The 21,201-nt window shown below is 74.0% G+C and carries 1 protein-coding gene (cut by both window edges); it reads right to left on the bottom strand.

The whole window is internal to a WXG100-like domain-containing protein gene (locus tag FHX82_RS08940; RefSeq protein ID WP_183176528.1) on the bottom strand: the coding sequence, 59,421 nt in all, runs 28,543 nt past the left edge and 9,677 nt past the right edge, and what appears here is coding positions 9,678-30,878 — codons 3,226 (partial) to 10,293 (partial); the first complete codon in reading order (the gene reads right to left) occupies positions 21,198-21,200. Both the start codon and the stop codon lie outside the window.

Here is a 21,201-nt window from a genome sequence, read left to right on the forward strand (position 1 = left end):
TCGTTCCCCCACGGGCCTTCGAGGGACGCCGTGCCGTCGGCGAGGGCGGCGGCTCGCGCCGCGGCGTCACCCGACGTCGCGGAGACCGCGAAGGCCGGGCCCTCGGCCGCGAACCGGACGTCTCCGGTGCTCGGCAGGGATTCGGCGAACCGGCCGCCACGCTCGATCCCGACGACGCCGAAGTCGCGTTCGAAGGTGAGCCGTCCGGTGTGCTCGAACGCCTGCCACGGCCCGGTCAGCTCGCGCAGCTTCGTCAGGAACCGCTGGTTCAGCTCGTGCGTGGCGGCGTTCGGGCTGACGTCGTGGGTGGCCACGACCAGCGGCGGGCGGACCGGGCCGCTCGCCGCGTCGCGGAAGAAGGCGGTGGTCGCGACCATCTCCGCCATCGCGTCCGGGCTGAGCCGCGACACCGTTTCGCCGTCGTTGTCGGCCACGAGGAAGTGGCCGTCCTCGCTCTCCAGGAACAGGTGCAGCGGGCGGGTGCGGTCGCCGTCGGTCGCGGGAGCCCAGTCCTGCACGGCTTCGGTGACGGTGGTGGTGCCGTCCTCGTTCGGCGAGCGGACGGCCAGCACCCGCTCCGCGTGGTCGGTCGACGCCTTGATGGCCGAGACCATGTCCCCGCCGCGCTGCCTCGACGAGGCGAAGCCCATGCCGTAGTCCCGGCCGTGCGCGTCGACCAGCGGGTACCAGTGCACGGTTTCGATGTCCGGCCCGGTGTCGCCGGGGTGCTCGCTGGGCGGCTCGCTGGCCTGCGACTCGCTGTCGTCGTCCAGCGGGTTCCGCCAGTCGTCCGCGAACTCGCCGTCGAACGGGCTGGTCGGGCGCGAAAGCGTGCCGTCGTCGGACTGGGTCTCGTCCGGATCGCCGCTCGGCGCGGGTTCGAGGGGAGAGGGCTCGTCGTGCGGGCCGACGTGGGTGTCGGCGGACGACGGCCGGTCCTCGGGCGCGGGCTCCACCACGACCTTCGGCACCGAGAGCCCGCCCTCCTCGGCGGACTCCGGCACCTCGGGGATCGGGGTGTCGAAGACGTTGCGCCAGTTCGCGAACGTCTCCAGCGGCGTCTCGGTCGTCGGGAAGAAGGCGCCGGGGTGGCCGCCGGACGAGTGGCGGACGGGCACCTGGAGCAGACCGTCGGAGGAGCTGAACCGCCGTCCCGCCGACGGGCGCCGCACCGGCACGACCTCGGGCTGCCCGGCGTGCTCCGGTGCCGTGTCCTCGGACGAAACGCTCGTGTCGTCGGCGAGGTGCGGGAAGAACTTGGGGTTCGCCTGCACGTCGGACGAGTCCGCCCACGCGGCGAGCTCCTCCGGCGTGAGCAGCGCCGGGTAGGAGTTCATCGGGTTGTTCATGACGAACACCGGGCGATCGTCCACAGTGGTCGCCTGCAGGTAGACGTCGTGGTCCGGCGTCTTCAGCAGCGCCCCGCCGTCCGCCGACACCTGCCGCCAGAACTCCGCCCACTGCTCCGGCGTCTCCAGCCCGTCGGCGAGGAACACCCCCGGCTGCCGCTCGCCGAACAGCTCGCCGGCACCGAACAGCGTGCCGTCCGGCTCCAGCGCCAGCTGCGACTGGAGCCTGCCGAGGTAGGACTCGTGATCGACCCCGCTGAGCCTGCGGCCGCCGCGGTCCACGATCAGCGGTGACGTCAGCGCGAGACTCGTCCACCACTCGCCGCGGACGACCTTCTTGGTGAGTACCGGCACGCGGTCGGTCTTGAGGTCGGCGGCGGCCAGCTTCTGCATGGACCGGCCCCAGCGCTCGCTGAGGTCCCGCCACTGCCGCCGCACCGCGGGGTCGCCCTGGTCGGCGTCCACCAGCCGCAGCGCCTGCCGCTCGATGGCCGTGAACTCGGCGCGCGCGTCGGCGACCCGCTTGCGGACCATCTCCTCCTGGGTGCGGCCGAACGGCCGGTCCGACCGGCTCTTGACCTCGGGGCGCACCCGGTTGAGGCCGTGCTCGGTGGCGTCCGCCATGGCGCGGCCCACCTGCAGCAGCCCGGCCAGCGACGGCACCCTGTTGCGCACGGCCGCGTCGACCGCCGCCGCGACGCACGTGTTGAGGAAGTACTGCTCCTCGTGGCCGGCGGCCGCGAACGACGCTTCGGTCAGCGCCGCCGGGTTCCGCACGAGCGCGGTGAACAACGGCTGGCCCGCCAGCGCCGCCCGCGCCGGGGCGCTGAGGTTCATCGTGCCGAGCCCGGTCAGGCGCACCGGCAGCTCCGCGGACGGCGGCAGCACGAGCCCGTACACCGGCGAGGTCGGCTCCGTGAACGGGTCCTCACCGCGGGAGACGTGCGTGCTCAGGTCGTCGAGCAGCTGCGTGAGCCGGGCGGGCGTGACCGGCTGGATCGTCCGGCGATCCACCTCCACCCCGCCGTCGGAGCGCTTCGGGCGGCGCGGCTGTTCCCTGGTCGGCACCACCGAGGCGGCCAGCAATGCCTCATTGACGAGGGTGCGCACCCGGTCCCTCGTCCGCGCGGGGAGCCGGCCGAGCGAGCGGTCGAGCGCGACCAGCTGGTCCCGGGTGCCCTCGGGCAGCGGGTGGTGCTCCAGCTTGCCGTCGCTCGCCAGTGCGGCGAACTCGGCGATCCTGGCCCGCACCTCGGACCTGGGCAGCTCCAGCCGGGTCAGCCCGTGCGCGACCGCGTCGTAGCCGGTGGCGGCCTGCTGCTCCGGGGTGTGCCGCGGGTCGTCGAAGGTGACCTCGACGGTCGCCCGGCGCTGGTCCTCGGGAGCGAGGTGGGCCGGCGCCTGGGCGGTCTCGGTGCGCAGCTCGATGTCCTCCGGGCGCACCGTGACGTGGTCGCCCTGCAGCGCGGCGAGCTCCTCGGTCAGCGCGGCGCGGAAGTGGTCGAGCAGGTAGTCGGCGCGCCGCTGGGCGATCGTCTCGACCACCCCGGGGCCGAAGAGGCTGCTGCGGCGGCGGCCGCTGCCGTAACCGGTGACCGTGATCTTCGGGGCGGTCATGCCGAGGTCCGCCCGGAGCACCGCCGCACGAGCCGTGTCCCGCGCGGCTTGGCGGACACCGGCGAGCGTTTCGTGGGAAACGGTCCGCGCTCCCGGCTCGAACCACACGCTCGCGGTCCGCCTGCCGTGCAGACCGCCCATGGCGACCGTCACCAGCGGGTTGACGCCCGGCGCCCTGCCGTAGGGCTCGTAGAGCAGTGCCTGCTGGTCGAAGAACGTCTCGCCCGGTTCCCGGGTGTACATCCGGAAGTGCCACCGCTGCCCGGCGGGCAGGGTGTTGAGCTCGGCGGCCATCGCCCGCCAGGCCCGCTGCCGGGCCTCCGGCTCGGCGTCGTCGTACCCCGTCTTCTCCAGTCCGGCGAGCGCGTCCGCCAGTTCGCGGTGGCGTTCGAGCCGCGCCGCTTCGGCGGTGTCGCCCGCCGAGCGCGCCTGCTCCGCCCGGGCGCCCAGGTCCGCGGCAACGCGCTGGAGCTCTCCCCGGTGCTGCCCCAGGTTGGCGTTGATGCCGTCGCGGACGGCGCGGTCGAGCTCCGCCCCGCGCGCGTAGTTCTCCAGCGTGATCTGCGTCCGGCCGTCCGCGCTCTCGGCGATCACGGTCGCGAAGTGGTAGCCGTGCGTCGCGTGCTCGCCACCGCGAGCCGCGTTGACCGTGTAGTCGGGACGGCCGTCGGGGCCCTCGTCCGGCACCGACACCCGCAGGTACATCTGGCCGGGCTTGGCCCACGCGAACTGGTTCACGCCCATCCGCCGGGCGGCTTCGTCGAGCCGCTCACGCTGTTCCCGCAGCTGCGGCGCGTGGTTGAGCAGCTGCCCGTAGCGGCGCCCCGGCAGTGGGCGGCCCGGCGTGCCGCCCACTTCGCGCTGGTCCCGCGCGGCGAGCTCGGCGGCCCTATCAGCGTCCACATCGGACAACCGGCCGTGCTCGACGATCTCCGCGAGCCCCTCGGCGAGATGGAAGGCGCCGGTGACCTCCAGGCCGTCGGTGGCGTCGGCCGGAGTCGTCACCCGCTCGCCGTCCGCGTCGCCGAACAGCAGGGTGTCCGCCGTGGCGCCGTGCACGACGGTCGAGAAGTCGATGCAGACGTCGCTCAGGTAGTCGGGCAGCCGCGGCACGACGCGGTGCAGCACCTGCTCCCGGCCGTCCTGGTCGAGCACCAGCCGGGTCTCCTGCACCTCCAGCTCGATACCGGTTCCGGTGCGCCGCAACGCCTTCCGGGCCTGGTCCAGCACGTCGGAGGTCGCGAAGAACTCCTTGGCCTCGTTGGCCCCCTCGATCCCGTCGACCGACCGGGTGCCGTTGATGCCCAGTGTCCCGTCGCCGGCGGTGCGCAGCTCCGGCCGGTACTGCGAGACGAAGTCGCTGTCCTGCCGCCCGAAGACCGGGAACGCCCCGTCGGTGTGCCGCTGCGTCTCGACCGGCCGCAACGACTCGAAGAGCCGCGCGCCCAGGGGCTCCGGCCGGTAGGAGAGCGTCAGGTTGGGCCGCGGGGCGGGAGCCGCGACCGGTGCCGCGGACGGGCGGCGCTCGTCCTGCTCGATACCGAGGTGGACCAGCGAAGGCGGCAGCCCGGGCCCGAACCGGACGACCGGGACCGCGCGGTGCTGCTCCTCGATGTCGTCGAGGATCTTGCGCTGGAACTCGGTCTCCGGCTTCCAGTACTTGACCGCGCCGTGCTCGACGCCCATCTCCCGGCCGGTGAGCAGGTACACCATGCGCTCGTAGTCGGCCTGGTGCAGGCTCGCCCCGTCCTCGGGCAGCCGGATGTCGTACAGGTCGTTGTCGCCGGTGATGTTCCGGAACTCGTCGTCCTTGCGTTGCTGCACCAGGCCGTCGACGACCCGGAACCGGCCCTGCTCGGCCAGTTCCCGCATCGGGTCCGCCAGCTCGGCGTACTCCCGCGAGCGGTTGTCGTACCGCTGCAGCACCGCCTCGTGGAGTGACTCCGGCACGTTCGCCAGATCCGGCCGTTGCGGCTCGAAGTAGCCGACGAGCCCGATCCGCTCCCGCGGCACGCCGAGGTGGACGTCGAGCTCGGTGATCGTCTTGGCCTTGATCTCCGCCGGCTTCGGTACGGCGCCGCGGGCCCGCCACGTGACGGAGGCGGGGTTGGTGGGCCGCACGTCGATGACGACGCCGAAGCGGTCGACCATCTTCTGGAACCGGTGCTGGTCGCGCTGGGAAAGTCCGTACTGGGTCTCGATGGTGCGCTCGTCGACCACGTCCGAATGCGCCGACCGCAGCGAGACCCAGCTGCTCTGGCGCCGCAACGACGACGGGAGCACGGGCTCGACGCGCTCGTCGAGCTCGTCGAAGAGCTCCTCGACGAACCGGGACGCCTCGCGCTGGATGGCGGGCAGCCGCGGCGGCTCGTCGGAGGCGAGCGTGACCGACCGCTGCTGCGCGCGCTCGCCGTCGGGGACGCGGACCGTGCCGTCTTCGAGGATCTCCACGCGGGTGGACGGACCGCTGACGTCGCCGTGGTAGCCGTCCTTCCGCAGCAGGTCACGCAGGTTCCCCAGGCGCCCGCCCAGCGCGGGGTCGTCGACGCGGCAGCTGAGCACCACCAGCTCGGGCTTGTCGCGCCACGCCTGACCACCCGGCAGCTCTGTACTGTTGAGCAACCGCAGCACACCGGCCTCGTCGAGGCGGATCCGCTTCCCGTCGGACTTGCGCCAGACCGAGAAACCACCCTCGTCGTGGTGCATGACCGGGGTGTACGCGTTCGGGTCACCCGCGCCGCGCTGGAACGCCGACTGCACGATCTCGGCCTCGCCCGGGCCGGGGAAGAACACGCCGTTGACGTTGCCGTCACGGTCGGTCAGCGGCACGAAGTCCACATCGGACAGTTCGATGTGCTCCGGGCCCAGCAGGTCCGCCAACGGAACCGGATTGTCCACAGTGGCCGGACGGTCCATCGTCACGCCGCGCGGCGCGTCCGGGCCGAACGGCCCGGTCTCCGGCCGCTGGCCGTCGACGTGCACCTGGACGGTGCCGATCATCGGCTCCATCGCGCTCAGGTGCTCGCGCACCGGCACGTCCACGCGGTCCAGCACCTGCTCGGCGGTCAGCCCGGTCCGGCCCTGCGGGTACTGGGCGAGGCGCCGCCGGACGGCGGCCTCGACGATCGCGCGGAACGGCGCGCCGCGCTCCGCCGAGTCGAGGGCGCCGCCCGGGAAGCGCAGCAGGTGCACCGTCATGTCGAGCCGCGGCTGCTGCCCGTCGCGCGCCGCGACCATCGCGTCGGTGAAGCCCTCGGCCATCCACTCGATCCGGCGGCGGTTGCTGACCGCGATCCCGCCCGGCCCCTCGACGCGGGTCGTGAAATCGCTCTGCGCGCGGTACGAGTCGACTGTCCGCCTTGGACTGTCGTGGACGGCCAGCTCCCAGGTGCCGTGGTTGGCGTTGTTGCCCGTGACCGGGTTGAAGCTGAGCTCCCATGCTTCGGGACGGTCGGGGTACCGCTCCGCCGGGAACAGCTCGTCCAGCGCCGCCCGCAGCTCGTTCGGCACCTCCTCCCGCAGCATCTCCGCGACCTGCTCGAACCGCTGCTCCGCCACCCGGCTCGGCAGCTGCCGCACGTCGATCCGCAGGTCCATGCCCTCGCGGCCGCGATTGGGGACGGCCATCGCCTCGCGCACGATCGCGCGCGCCCCGACCCGCAGTGCGGCCCGGTCGGACTCGGACAGTCGCGGCTGCCGCACGTCCTCGATCCGCCCACGGGCCCGCACCACGGGCTGTCGCGGCGCCGTCGGCTGCAGGGTCCGCGTGGGCTGGGTGACCTGCGTGGCGTGGGTGGGTTGCGTCGCCTGGGTGGGCTGCGCTTCGGCCGCGCGCCGGGTGTCCTCGCTCAGCCGCCGCTGCCGGGGCTCCTGCGCGGCCAGCAGCTCGGCCTCCGACCGGCTCTCGGCCCGCGAACGCCGCCGCTGGGCCTCCACTTCCTGGCGGCGCTGCTCGTCCAGGGCGCGGCGCCGCTGCTGGGCCTCCACCTCCTGGCGACGCTCGTCCAGGGCACGGCGCCGCTGCCGGGCCGCCTCGCGGATCCGCTCCTGCTCGGCCTCCGCGGCGGCGCGGCGCCGCTCCTCCTCCGCACGGCGCTCCGCCGCCGCGCGGGTCCGCTGCTGCCGCGCTTCGGCACGGCTGCGCTGCCGCTCGGCTTCTTCGGCCCGCTGCCGCTCGGCTTCCTCGGCCCGCTGCCGCTCGGCTTCCGCTTCGGCCCGGTGCTGCTCGTCCAGCCGGGCCTGGTTCTCCCGCTGCTCACGCCGGCGCTGGTCCTCCCGGCCCCACCACGAGTCCTCACGCGCCTCACGGGCCCGCTGCTCGTCCAGCCGAGCCTGGTTCTCCCGCTGCTCACGCCGGCGCTGGTCCTCCCGGCCCCACCAGGAATCCTCACGCGCCTCACGGGCCCGCTGCTCGTCCAGCCGAGCCTGCTCCTCCTGCTGCTCACGCCGGCGCTGGTCCTCCCGCGCCCACCAGGAGTCCTCGCGCGTCCGCTCGTCCGGGCCCGGTTCCGCGGTGGTCGCGGGCCGGTTCCCGGCGCCGTCGGCGGTGTGCTGCGGACCGGCATCCGGCGTGGTGGGCTGCATCCGCAGCTCCCACCTGCCGTAGTCCGCGCGCGACGATCCGGCGACCACGCGCTGGTGCACGTTCCACGTCAGGTCGTCGGCGGAGCGCAGGGGGAAGCCGCCCCCGCGCAGGATCTGGTCGACCGCGCCGCGTACGGCCTCGCCGACCGCGCCGGACATCTGGCCGTGCGCCTGGCTCATCGACCGGGGCCCGTGCAGGGTCAGCAGCACCTCGACCGAGGTGTGGCCGCGCCCGACCAGCCCGGCGATCTGCGCGGCGACGGCACCGACCGCCGCGGTTTCGCCCGGCGTGAGCACCGGGCCGCCCTGCTCGGTGAACTGGCCCTGGGCGAGCACCGGGGCGCCGGACAGCCGCACGTAGCGGGCCAGCTCGCTCTCGGCGGGCCGTGCCGCGGGAGCTTCCGGCCCGCGTGGCCCCGCGCCGGGCCGCTGCGTCGCGGCGGACTCCGCCGCCGGCTGCAGCCGCAGGTCCCACCTGCCGTGGTCGCTCACCGGTGCGTCCGGCAGCGCCTCCCGGCGGAAGTGCAACGTCAGCTCGCCCGCCGAGCGCACCGGGAAACCGCCGCGGCCCAGGACGTCGTCCACCGCTCCCTGGATCGCCCGGCCCAGCGCGTTGGACATGCGGTTGTGCTCCTGGCCCGCCGGCCCGTGCAGGTCGAGCTGCACGTCGAAGGCGGTGTGCCCCTGCGCCACCAGCGCGGCCAGCCGGCTCGCGATCGCGCCCACCGTCGCGCTGTCGCGCGGGGTCAGCTGCTCCGGGCGCGCGGTGTCGAACCGTCCCTGGCCCACCGGGGCGACGGCGGCCGGCTGCTCGGCGGCCCGGCCCGGTTCCAGCCGCAGCTCCCACCTGCCGAAGTCCCTCGGCGGCGCGTCCGCCCGCGCCTGGCTGCGCAGCGACACCGCCAGTTCCTGCGCCGACCGCACCGGGAAACCGCCGCGGCCCAGGATGTCGTCCATCGACTGCCGGAGCGCGTCGGCGACGGTGTTGACCATCCGGCTGTGCACGGGAGCCAGCTGCTCCGGCCCGTTGAGGTGCATCGACAGGTCGAACGACCGGTGCCCCTGCCGCACCAGCCCGGCGAGCCGGCCGGCGACCCGGCCGATCGTGGCCCGGTCCTGCGGGGACAGCACCGGCTCACCGCGCTCGGTGAACTCGCCACCGGCCAGCGGCTCGCCGTGCATCGCCGCGGGCTGCTGCTGCACGGCCGGCTGCGACGGCGCCAGCCGCAGCTCCCACCTGCCGTACTCGCTCGCGGGCACATCCGGTCGCCCGCTGCGATGCAGCGACAACGTCAGCTCGCGCGAGGACCGGACCGGGAACCCGCCCCGGCCCAGGATGTCGTCCACGGACTCGCGGAACGCACCGCCGACCGTCGCCATCATCCCGATCTGCTCGGGCGTCAGCTGGTCCGGACCATCCAGGTGCAGCGCCACGTCGAACGACCGGTGCCCCTGCCGCACCAGCCCGGCGAGCTGGGCGGCGGCCTGCCCGATCGCCGCCCGCTCCGGCGGCGACAGCACCGGCGCGCCTTCATCGGCGAACTGGCCACCGGCCACCGGCTCGTTCTGCTCGACCGCGGGCTGCTGCTGCGGCGCGCGGTTGCCCTCCGGCTCGGGGGTGACGTCGTAGAGGCTGTCGAAGTCGTCCGGCCGCTCCCGCGGCGCACCCGCCGTGGGCTCCAGCCGCAGCTCCCAACGGCCGTAGTCGCTCTCCGGCGCGTCCTCCCGCACGTCCTGCAGGTAGTTCAGCCTCAGGTCGGCCGTCGACCGGTCCGGCCCCAGCGCGCCGTTCACCGCCTGCTGGAACGCCCAGCCGATCGCGGTCCCCATCTGGGCGTGCACGTTCGCCAGCTGCTCCGCCGGGCCGTTCAGGTTCAGGTGCACGTCGAACGACCGGTGCCCCTGCGCCACCATCCCGGCGAGGCGGGTCGCGACGTCGTCAACCGCGGCCGCGTCCTCGGGCGACAGCACCGGCCCGCCCTGCTCCGTGAACTCGCCGCGAGCCGTGGGCATGGCGGGAGCCTCCGGCGTCTCGGCCCGCGGCGCCGCCGCGTCCGACGGCTGCAGCCGCAGCTCCCACCTGCCGTACTCGCTCTCGGGCGCGTCGGTGCGGCCGCCGCGGTGCAGCGGCAGGGACAGCTCCTGCGACGAGCGCACCGGGAACCCGCCGCCGCCGAGGATGTCGTCCACCGCCTGCCGGAACGCGCTGCCGACCGCCGCCACCATCTGGATGTGCGCGGGCGCCAGCTGTTCCGGGCCGTTGAGGTGCAGCAGCACGTCGAACGACCGGTGCCCCTGCGCGACCCAGCCGGCGAGCCGGCCCGCGGCCTCGCCGATGGCCGCCCGCTCCGCCGGGGCGAGCGCCGGCCCGCCCTGCTCGGTGAACTCGCCACGGGCCATCGGCTCGCTCGCCGCCAGCCGCTCCAGCGGGGTCGGCTCGGGCTGGGGCTGCTGGGCGAGCTCGTCGAGCACCGCCTGCACTTGCGCGTCGGTCAGGCCGAACGGGGCGTTCGGGTCCGGCTGCTCGGGAAGACCGAACCCGAAGTCGTACGGGTCGAAGTTCGCCGGGTCGAAGCCCACCTGCTCGAAGAGGTTCGGGTCGAAGCCCTCCAGCGAGCCGAGCGCCGGCGTGCCGTCGAAGTTCAGCGCCGTCAGCGCGTTCGCCAGCTCGGTGCCCGTGCTGGCCGGGGTCGCGGTCGGCTCCTGCGGCGCGGTCAGGTTGGCCCGGTCCGGCTCGGGGGTGACGTCGTACAGGCTGTCCCAGCCCTCCGGCCGCGCCGACGGCAGCAGCCGCAGCCCCCAGCTGCCGTACTCGCTCTGCGGCGCGTCCTGCCGCGTGTTCTGCCGGAAGCGCAACGACAGCTCGTCCGTCGACGCCACCGGGAACCCGCCGAGGCCGAGGATGCCGTCCGTGGTCTCGCGCAGCGCCTCGTCGATCACCTCCCGCATCCGGGCGTGCGGCTGGGCCATCCGCTCGGCCGGGCCGTTGAGGTCCAGCACCACGTCGATGGACCGGTGCCCCTGCGCCACCAGCCCGGCGAGCTGACCGGCGGCCCGGCCGATCGCCGCCCGGTCCGCCGCGGTGAGCACCGGCCCGCCCTGGGGGGTGAACTGCCCTTGGGCCACCGGCTCCGGCTCGCCCTGGTCGGCGCGCGGGGTGGCGCCCCCGTCGAGCTCGTCGAGGAACGCCTGCGCGACCTCCGGGTCGAGGTTCGACAGGTCGAAGGCGCTGAGATCGAACGCGGCGGGCTCGGTCTCCTGCTGCCCGAGGTTGTCGAGGTCGAAGGTCCCGGGATCGAAGTTGTCGAAGTCGAAGATGCCAGGGTCGAAGTTGGCGAGGTCGAAGCCCGCCGCCTCGAAGAGGTTCGGGTCGAAGCCCTCCAGCGACGGGAACGTGTCCGGCGCGCCGATTTCTTCGATGCGCGGGAGGTCCGCACGCGGCGTGTCGACGTCCATCTCGTCGGCGCCGGAGCGGTTCGTGGGCGCCTCCGACTGCCCACGGGACAGTGGCGCCGGGGTGCTGAAGTCGAGCGGCTCTGGCAGCAGGCTGAACGGGTCGTCCCAGACGGCGTTCCAGTCGAACTGCGCGTAGGGGTCCTCGGGTTCGGGCTCCGGCCTGCCCTGGTTGCCCTCGAAGTCGAACACGTCGTCCATGAGGGCGTCGACCGCGGCTTCGTCCACTTCGGACTCGGAGTCCGAGACCTCCGGCTCGTCGCGGGTCAGGGGAGCGATGTCGTGCCCGTCCGGGCCGTTCATCAGGTCCGCCAGCATCTGTTCCGCGAACGGGCTCATCGCGTCGTCGAACACCGACGCGCCCCGCTGCACGGGCGGTTCCGGAGTGGGGCCCCCGAACAGGCTGTCCTCCTGGTCCGGGCCCCCGAACAGGCTGTCCTCCTGGTCCGACGTGTCGGAGGAGTCCTCTTCGGACCGGCTGGACGACTCGTGGCCGGACTCGGCGTCCTGCTGTCCACCGGTCTCGGGCGCGTCCGGCACGGGCTCCTCGACCGTGATGCGTGGCGGGCTCTCGACCTCGTCGGCCGGAACGCTTTCGGTCATCCGCAGGTCGACGCCGCGGCCGAGCCGGTTCTCCGGATTCCACCTGACCTGCACGCGGTCGCGCATGATCTCGTCGACGGAAGGCAGCCAAGCCCGGCGGCGGCTGTTGTTGCGGGCCGCGGCCAGCGCCCGCCGCACCAGCGCCTCGACCTGACGCTGGCGTTCGGGCCCGACGACGTGGCTGCCGGCGATGTCGATGGTCAGGTCGGGACGCCGGTCCACGGTGCTTTCAGCCAGCCGCGACAGGAAGCCCTCGGCCGCGCGGTTCAGCCGCCATTCGAACGCGGCCGGCGTGCGCGAACTGGCGTTGCTGAGGAAGGCGCCGGTCAGCTCCTGCGCGCCGCGGTAGTCGTCCGCGGTGCGCCCCGTCGTGGGGTACGACCGGATGCGGACCTCACCGTCGTAGCCGCTGCGGTCGTTGGTCCAGGTCCAGGTGATGGGCAGGTTCCGGGGGTCGATGCCCGCGCTCTCCAGGCCGCCGTGCAGCCGGCGGTCGATCTCCTGCCGCACCCGCTGGCGGACGGTCTCGTTCCGCCAGTTGCTCGCGATGCCGACCGTGATGCGGACCTCGGGCAGTTCCGCGTCCGGTGCCAGCGCCGCGATCTCCGTGCCGATGCGCTGCGCGAAGCCCTCGATCGCCTCCTCGTCCGGCGCGAACAGCCGCACGGTGTGGTCGTTGATCGAGTGGAAGTGCCCCCTCAGCCTCGTGTCGTCCTGGCGGGGCGCACGGGGTGCACGGGGTCCACGGGGCGCGCGCGGCCGGGGCGCGGCGGGCGGGGTGGACTCGTCGCTTTCGCTGGACTCGTCGCGTTCGCCGGGCGCGTCGGCCGGCTCGTCCTGCCCTGGCTGCTCTCCCTGGCGCACGTCGAACAGGACGGCGGACGACGCGTTCTGCTGGACGTGGGAGTCGAACCGGACGTGGTCGGCCAGCAGCTGGTTGACGGCGGGGGCGTCCTCGTGTCCGGCACGCGCTTCGGCGAAGGCGTTGCGAACGAGGTCGCGGACCTCCTGCAGACGGGCTCCGGCATTGCGCTCGCTGGGGTTGACCACGCCGACCACCAGCGTCCCGTGGTCGCCCTCCGGATCGGCCAGCACCCGCCCGGCGAAGCCCTGGGCCAGCAACCTGACCCGCTGCCGCGCCGTCTCCGACAGCACGGAGAAGTTCGGCATGAAGAACTCGGTGAGCGTGCGGGCGTTCCGCAGGCTCTCCGTGGTGATGTTCGGCGTGTTGTGGAACGCGGCCCGCATGGTGACCGGGTGACCGGGAGGGGCCTGGTTGGTCAGGTACGTGAAGCGCAGTCCATCCGGTACCGGCCCCCTGGCCTCGATCGCGCGCCGCAGGACCCCTTCCAGCCACGCGTGCTCCTCGGTGCGCACCCCGTGCGCGGAACCGCCGACCCGGCGCAGGTGCAGGCGCACGTCGCCGAGCACTTCTCCCCGCGCGGCGCGCTCGTGCACCTCGGCCGCGAATTCGTCGGCGGCTTGCGCGAGCTCCGCCTGGCTGTCGTCGGTGAGCCGGAACGGCTGGCCGGGAGTGAGCTCTCCCGTCCAGTGGCTGGTTTCGGCGTCGGTGCGCCGGGCGAAGCGGGAAGCGCTTCCCGCGGGCAGCCTGGTGGTCGGCACCGCGGGCGCCTGCGCGCGGGGCTCGGGAGCCGGTGCGGGAGCCGGTTGTTCCGCCGGAGCGGGGGCTGGTTCCTGCCGCGGCGCGGGGGCGGGCGCGGGAACCTCGTCGCCGCCGATCTCCGGCTGGACCGCCCTGGCCTCCTGCGGTCGCTGGTCCAGTTCGTGCTCGGGCCCGACGAGGTCGACGAGCAGCTCGCCCCGGCTCGGGCCGGTGCTCTGGCGGAACTCGACGTGGTCGCGGATCAGCTGTTCCGGCGTCAGCTCGGATCCTTCGGGCAGTGCGGCCCGCACCGCCGCGTTCAGCTCGGCCGTGACCGTCCGGGCGCGCTGGGCGGCCAGCCCCTCCCCGGTGGTGCGCAGGTCGAGGACGAGGCGGGGCCGCTCGTTCGGGTCGTCGTTGTCCCGCACCCGCTGGACCAGGCCCTCCACCATGCGCTCCAGCCGGTAGCGCGCGGCGCTCGGGATCGCGGCACCGCGGGTGAGGAAGGGGACGTCCAGCTGCCGCGCGGCGCGGTAGCTCTGCGCGGCCGCGTGCGGGGACCGGTGCACCGTGATCTGGACGTTCGGCGCCTCGTTGACCTGGGGGTCGTACTCGAGGTGGTCGAACGCCAGCCACAGCCGGTCCGGGTCCACGCCCCTGTTCTCGAGCGCGGTGCGCAGCTCGTCCTCGAGCATCTCGAACAGGGCCGGTCCGTGCTGCCTGCGCCGGAAAGCCGTGTCGGTCAGGTGGAACCGGACGTCCGGCAGCTCCCTGTCCTGCTCGACGAGCGCCGCGATGTTCTGCGCGACACCGTCCACCAGTTCGCCGAGCGTGGCCTGGTCGTCCGGTGCCAGCCGCAGCGGGTCGTCTCGGGAGAGGTCGGCGCTCCACTCGTGTTCGACCGGATCCGTCCGGCGGCTGCGGCTCCGCTGCGGCCGCAGCGGGGCGCCCTGGGCGGCGGGCAGGGGGATCAGCCCATTCGCCCCGATGTCCTGGGCGGGCACCGCGCGGGCCTGGTCGCCCCAGGTCAGCTCCGCGTCGTGCTCGCCCGGCCCCTCGTCCAGCTCGTGCTCGGGACCGGTGATGTCCAGGTAGAGCACCGGATGCTTGTCGGACGGGCCCTGGCGGAACTCGACGTGGTCGCGGATGAACTGCTCGGGCGTCAGGTCGGAGCCGGGGGGCAGTGCCGCCCGGACCGCCGCGTTGACGTCCGCCGTCACCGCGTGCGTCCGTTGCGCCGCCGCACCCGGGGACGTCCGCAGGTCGAGGACGAGGCGGGGCCGCTCGTTCGGGTCGTTGCTGTCCCGCACCCGCTGGACGAGGCCCTGCACCATCCATTCGAGGCGGCGGCGGGCGGCGTGCGGCAACGCGTTGCTCCGGCCGAGGAACGGCAGGGTGAGGCGCCGTTCGGCCTGGTAGCTCTCCGGAGACCGGTGCGGCGCCCCGTGCACCGCGATCTCGATCGACGGGGCCTGGTTCGCACCGGGGCCGCGCTCCGCGCGGTCGAACGTCAGGCGCAGCGCGTCCGGGTCGAGCCCCCTGTTCTCGACCGCGGTGCGCAGCTCGTCTTCGAGCATCTCGAACAGCGCCGCGGCGTGTTCGCGCCGCCGCACCGGGGTGTCCGCGACGTGCAGGCGGATGTCCAGCGTCTCCCGGCCGGCGCCGGCGAGCTGCTCGATGTTCCCGGCGATGCGGTCGACCGCCTCGCTGAGCGTGGCCTGGTCGTCCGGCGACAGCCGCCGCGGGTCGGTCGCGGACAGCGTCGCCTGCCAGCTGTGCACCACGGGGTCCGGCCGGTTCGGGTTGACCGTCGCGGACCGCAACGGCGCGCCCGTCGCGGCGGGCAGCGGGATGAGCTCCGGGGACTCGTCGTGGGCTTCGGACTCCTCGCTGGACACCGACTCGGCGTCGGAGTCGTCGCGGTCCGAGGACTCGTCGTCGGAGTCGTCGCGGTCGGAAGACTCGGCCTCGGAGTCGTCCCGAACCGAGGACTCGGCCTCGGACTCGTCGCGGTCCGAGGACTCGGCGCTGGACGAGGAGTCCGAACTGTCCTCACTGGACACCGACTCGGCGTCGTCGTCCCGCACCGGCTCGGACTGCGTCCGCGGCGGCGAAGCCGGGGCGGCGCCGTCCCACTGCACGGCGAGGTCGTCCTCGGACCGCAGCCGGTCGAGTGCGTGCAGCGGACCCAGGATCTCGGCGCCGAGCGCTCCCGGGCGGCTGGTCGACTCGCTCTGGTGGAACTCGACGTGGTCCCGGATGAACTGCTCCGGCGTCAGGCCGGAACCTTCGGGCAGCGCCGCCCGCACCGCCGCGTTCACCTCTTCGGTCACCCACTGCGCCCGCTGCTCACGGACGGTCGGCGCCGAACGCAGGTGGAGGACCAGGCGAGGCTGCTGGTTCGGGAGGTCGTTGTCCCGCACCCGATCGACCAAGCCCTGCACCAGCCACCGCAGCCGGTCGGCGACGGCGTCGGACATCCGCCCGCCGCCCTGGACGAACGGCATGGTGAGCTTGCGCGCTGCCTGGTAGCTCTGCGCGGACCGGTTCGGCGAACCGTGCACGGTGACCTCGACCGACGGGTCCCCGGTCCGCGGCGTGTTGTGCGGGGTGCGGTCGAAGGTGAGGCGCAGGGTGTCGGGATTCAGGCCCCGGTTCCGGATCGCGTCGCGCAGCGTGTTCTCTAGCCGGTCGAACAACGCGGAGCCGTACCGCGCCCGGCGTGCGGGGTCGTCGTAGACGTGCAGCCGCACGTCCGGCATCTCCCGGTTGGCCTGTGCGAGCTGCACGACGTTGTACGCGAAGCGGTCGGCCAGCTCCGAAAGCCCGGCTTCGTCGTCCGCGGTGAACCGCATCGGGTCGCCGTCCGGCAACGCGGCCCGCCAGGTGCGCTGCGGCTGAGCCAGCGGCGCCTGGCTGATGTTCCGCGGCGGCACGCCCGTGCCGGCGGGCAACGGGGTGGGCCCGGCCGGCTCCGGTGAGGAGTCCTCGCTGGCAGACGACTCGACGTCCTCGTCCCGCTGCGAAGTGGCGGGCCCGGCGACCTCCTCATCCCGCTGCGGAGTGGCGGGCGCGTCGGACATGTCCACGTCGGGCCGGGAGCCTTCGGAGCCTTCCAGCTCGGGCAGGGTCACGAGCGCGGACGCCTGCCCGGCGCGGAACGAGAAGTCGCCCTCGGACGTAACGTGCACCTCGGGCATCAGCTCGTCGACGCTCGGCAGGTTCGGCATCATCGCGGGATCGGCCGCGGCGAGGGCCTCGGCGATCGCGGACCGCACTACGGCGGTCACCTCGGCTTCGCGCGGCGCGTGCATGCCCGCCGCCTCGTTGATCTGACCGCGGATCTCCACCCGCACCGGCGGCATCTGCCGCAGGCCGGCGCGCACCGCCCGCACCGTCGCTCCCTGCACGGCCCACCGCAACCGGTCGGCGTGGGCGACCGGCAGCCTGACGGAGCGGTTCGCGAAGTCGAGGTTCAGCTCGGTTCCGGCGCGGTAGTCCGCGGGCCGGCGCCCCGGGTGCGGGTGCGTCCAGAGTTCGACCCGGGGGTTGTTGCTCGACAGCCAGGTCGACGGGGTGACCCGCAGGTTCATGCTGGCGATCGTGTGCTCCGGAGCGCCGTCCTGCAGCGCTGCCAGCTCGGTGTCGACCATGCCGAGGAAGTCGCGCCCGATCCGGTCGGTGATCTCCTCGCCCACCGCCCGCGAACCGCTGCGGGTGTGCACGACAAGCCGCAGGTCGAGACTCTCACGTCCCTCACGGGCGAGCGGCAGCAGCTCCGCGGCCAGCACGCGGGCCCGCTCGCGCAGGCTCTCGACGGAGTCGGGGCGCAGCTGCCGGCCGTCGAACCGGCCGGTCCACTCCTGCTTCGGCTCGCGGCCCGGGTAGCCGTCGCCCGGGTTGAGCACGACCGACCTCGGCGGCGTGCCACCGGCACCGGGCCCGCGCCCGGCGCCGACGCCATCGCCGTGGCCGCCGCCGCGTCCGGCGAGGTGCTCGTCCTCGCGCTCGGCGGTCCGCATCGTGCCGCCGTCGGCGAAGCGCTTGGTGCCGTCCTCGAAGATCTCCACCTTCGTCGTCGGCCCGCGCACGTCGCCGTGGTAGTCCTGCTCCGCCAACAGGTTCTTGAGCTTGCCCAGCCGGTTGCCCAGCGCCGGGTCCGCCACCCGGCAGCTCAGGATCACCAGCTCGGGCTTGTCGCGCCACGCCTGACCACCCGGCAGCTCGGTGCTGTTGAGCAACCGCAGCACACCGGCCTCGTCCAGCCGGATCCGCGCGCCGTCCGACTTGCGCCAGACCGAGAACCCACCCTCGTCGTGGTGCATCACCGGTGTGTACGCGTTCGGGTCACCCGCACCGTGCTCGAACGCCGACTGCACGATCTCGGCCTCGCCCGGACCGGGGAAGAACACACCGTTGACGTTGCCCTTGCCGTCCGTCAACGGCACGAAGTCCACATCGGACAGTTCGACGTGCTCCGGACCCAGCAGGTCCGCCAGCGGCGCCGGGTCCTCCAGCGTGCCCGCCGGGCGGTCCATGGCGACGCTCTCCGGCGGCACCGGGTTCACGGAGGGGTTCACCCGCGCGGGCACCCGCAGGTCGCCGAGGTAGCCGTGCTCCTGGCCCTCGGCGACGTCGAAGAGCGACCGGGTGTGGTCCGGCGCGTCGACGAGCACGTCCTCGCCGTTGTAGAACCGGCCGAACGTGATGTGCCGGACCAGCGGCGCCAGCTCCGGGTCGGCGGCGATGAACGACACCGCCGCGTCCAGGATCATGTCCGGGTCGGGGTGCGATTCGACCGCCTCGCGCACCGAGGTCAGCATCAGCTCGCCCGGGCGGTTGTACAGCCCGCGGATCAGGGTCTGCGTCACGCGCTGGGTCAGCTCCAGCGTCGACGCCTGGTCCCACGTCCGGGTCGGCTCCACCGGCGTGGTCTCCAGCCAGGTCCCGGTGCTGTCGATCTCGAACCCGCCGACGCCCGGCAGCTCGGTCGCGTCGCGGTAGCCGAGGCGGCGGGCCAGGCCCTCCAGCATGAGCGGCCCGGTGCGGTACATCGTCGAGTTGCGGCGCACGCGGGTGTGCGGGTTGTCGAAGAACTCCAGCGGCTGTTCGGTCCAGCCACGCGGCATGAGTCCCGCCTGGGGCACCGAGTACTGCTCGCGCACCTCCGCGGCCCACTCCCGGCCCACCGGGTGGTTGTGCGGGATCACCATCACCGAGTGCGTGAAGCGGGCGCCGTCGTTGAACAAGCCCCAGCCCTCGGGCGAGTTGATCACCCGCTGCAGGTCGCTCAGGTCGGTCGGCACGTCGTCGCCGTCGAGCCAGATCCCGCCGAAGCGCCCCGCGACGGCTTCACCGCGCACGAGGTCGCTGGTCTCGCCGTGGCCCTGCCTGCTCTGCTTGGCCCGCTCGGTGGCGGCCTCCTCCTGCAGCCGCATCGGCGTCTCGGAGTTGAACACCTCGTCGATGTTGACCAGGTTGATGCCGAACTGGCGCGCCCACTTCAGCATCTCGCGGGTGTCGTGCAGCTCGTCGCGCGAACCGTCGGCAGGCTCCGGCGTCGCGTCGGCCCGCTCGAACTGCTCGCGCGGCACGTCGGTCCACAACACGGTGTCGACATGGCGGCCGGCGGCCTGCGCGGTGCGGGCGATGCGGATGACGTGGTCGATCGCGCCGCCGACCCCGCGGATGGGCCCACCGCCCCAGAAGCGGTGGAACACCATCGGCAGCTCCAGCTGCCGCGGCAGGCGCCCCCGGCCGCGCGGCGACCAGCCGGCGAGCGACAGCGGGTCGCGCGGGCGCGAGGTCAGGACGCGGCTGCGGTCGTGCGGCAGCGCGGACGCGGTGAGGTCGGCGGCCGTCGGCCGCGGGGTGCCGGCGGGCTTCGCGAGGTTCAGCGCGCGCAGGAACGGGATCTGCTGGTCCGCGGCGAGGGTCGACGGGTCGTGGCCACGCAGGAAGTCGGGCGGTTCCGGGGCGCGGCGCAGCCCGAAGCGGTCCGGCCCGAGGAGCCGGTTCGCCTCGGTGGGCCAAGGCACGTGCTCGGCGTCGCGGGCGGACTGCTGCAGGGCGTCGAACAGCTGCCGCGCGGAGGTGAAGTCGGACGGGGCGTCGTCGCCGAGGGTGAGGCTGCGCGGCGCGGCGCCTTCGGGCTGGTCCTGCGCCGTTTCGGGCGCGGGCTGCTGCTGGGCGGCGGCGTCCAGGTCCGCCGTTTCGCCGCCGTGCTCCGAGGCGTGCTCCGACGCTTGTTCCGAAGCGGACACCGGCGTCTGCGCCTGCGCGGGCTCGTCGCCGAGCATCTGGTAGAGGTCGCGGTACAGCGACGACGCGGTGTGGGACGGCACCTCGGAGCCGGACTCGCTCTCGACCGTGTCGGTCCTGGTCGTACCGAGCGGAGCGGGCCGCAGCTCCGAGTCGCCCGTGCGGGTCGACTCCGAGGAGAAGGAGTCCGGCGACGGGCTGCGCAGGTAGCTGTCGATCAGGTCGACGAGCTCCTGATACATCTGCGTCGACGGGCGCGGTATCTCAGGCAGCAACGCCGCGGAGTGCCGCGACGACCCTTCGCCCGCGTTCGCGTCGCGCTGCTGCTGCGCCCGCGCCGCGCGGTCGCTCGCCTGCCGCTCCGCGGCTTCGCGGAGCTCCCGCGCAACGCGCTCCTCGGCCTCGCGCTCCGCGCGCTCCTGCTGCGCCCGCTCCTGCGCTTCGCGCTGCGCGCGCTCCCCCCGCTCCTGCTCCGCCCGCTCCGCGGCGGCCCGCTCCGCGGCCTCCTCGTCGCGCAGCCGCTGCTCCACCGCTGCCGCGGTCTCCAGCGCTTCGCGCAGCTCACGCTCTTCGCGCTCCGCGGCCTCCCGCTCCGCGTCCGCTCGCCGCTGCCGCTCAGCGTCCGCCGCGCGCTGCTCCGCGTCGCGCCGCCGCTGCTCCGCGTCGGCCGCGTCCTGCTCCGCCTGGCGCCGCTGCCGCTCCGCCTCCGCGGCCTCGTCGCGCTGCCGCCGCGCGTCGGCCGCACGCTGCCTGGCGTCCTGCTCACGCGCCTCGGCCAGGTCGGCTTCGAGGGCACGGCGCTCACGCTCGCGCTGCTCGAACTCCCGCGTGCGCTGGTCGAGCTGGCGCTGCGAGCGCTGTTCGGGGGTGAGCCGGCCGAGCGCTTCCTGGGTGCGTGCCGCTTCGAGCTGCTGGTGGTAGCCGTCGAGCGCGGACCACCACGCGGATTCGGCGTTGTCGACCGCGATGTGCGCGTCGTCCAGCTCGGTCCAGGCCGCCTCCATCGCCTCGATCGACATCGGCTCCGCCGGGTTGGCTTCGAGCCCGCTCAGCTTCTTGAGGGCGTCTTCCCAGGTCTTGCCCGCGTCGGCCAGCTTCGTCGCCGCCGTGACGAGCTCCTCCGGCAGCGGACGCGCCGGGTCGGGGTTGCCACGGATCGCGTAGGCGTCCTGCACGGACACGTCGGCCATGCCGGTCCGCTCGCGCCAGCTGCCGGGCTTGCGCTTCGCGACGAACCGGAAGTCGGCGTCGTAGAGGTCGACCTGGGTGACCTTGTCGTCGGTCTTGACCTCGTCCGCGGTGAGCGGACTGCTGTCCTTGGCCTTCTTCGCCCCGCCCTCGGCCTCGAACAGGTTGCCCTGGCCGGTGATCGGCACGCGGTAGCGGGTGCCGCCGAACATCGAGCCGAACGCGTGCCTGCCCTCGCTGATCGAGTTGGCGCCGCCGGGGTGGCCGACACCGCCACCGCCCGCCGGGGCCAGCCCGGTGACGCGCCAGTCGTTGCCGGACTTGACCTCGACGCCCTCCTCGCGGGAGGTCTCGCCCTTCCCCTCGACCTCGACGCGGCCGCTGACCGAAGCGAGCCGCGGGTTGCGCAGCCGCACGTGGACTTCCAGCTCCCACCCGTTGGGCAGGGGCAGCGCGAACCCGCCCTCGATCGGCTTGAGGCCCAGCTCTTCGGCGATCACGGGGTCCATCCCCTCGATGCCCGCCTTGATGGCCGTCGGGGTG

The sequence above is a fragment of the Amycolatopsis bartoniae genome (genome assembly GCF_014191255.1).
GTDB classification, from domain to species: domain Bacteria; phylum Actinomycetota; class Actinomycetes; order Mycobacteriales; family Pseudonocardiaceae; genus Amycolatopsis_E; species Amycolatopsis_E bartoniae.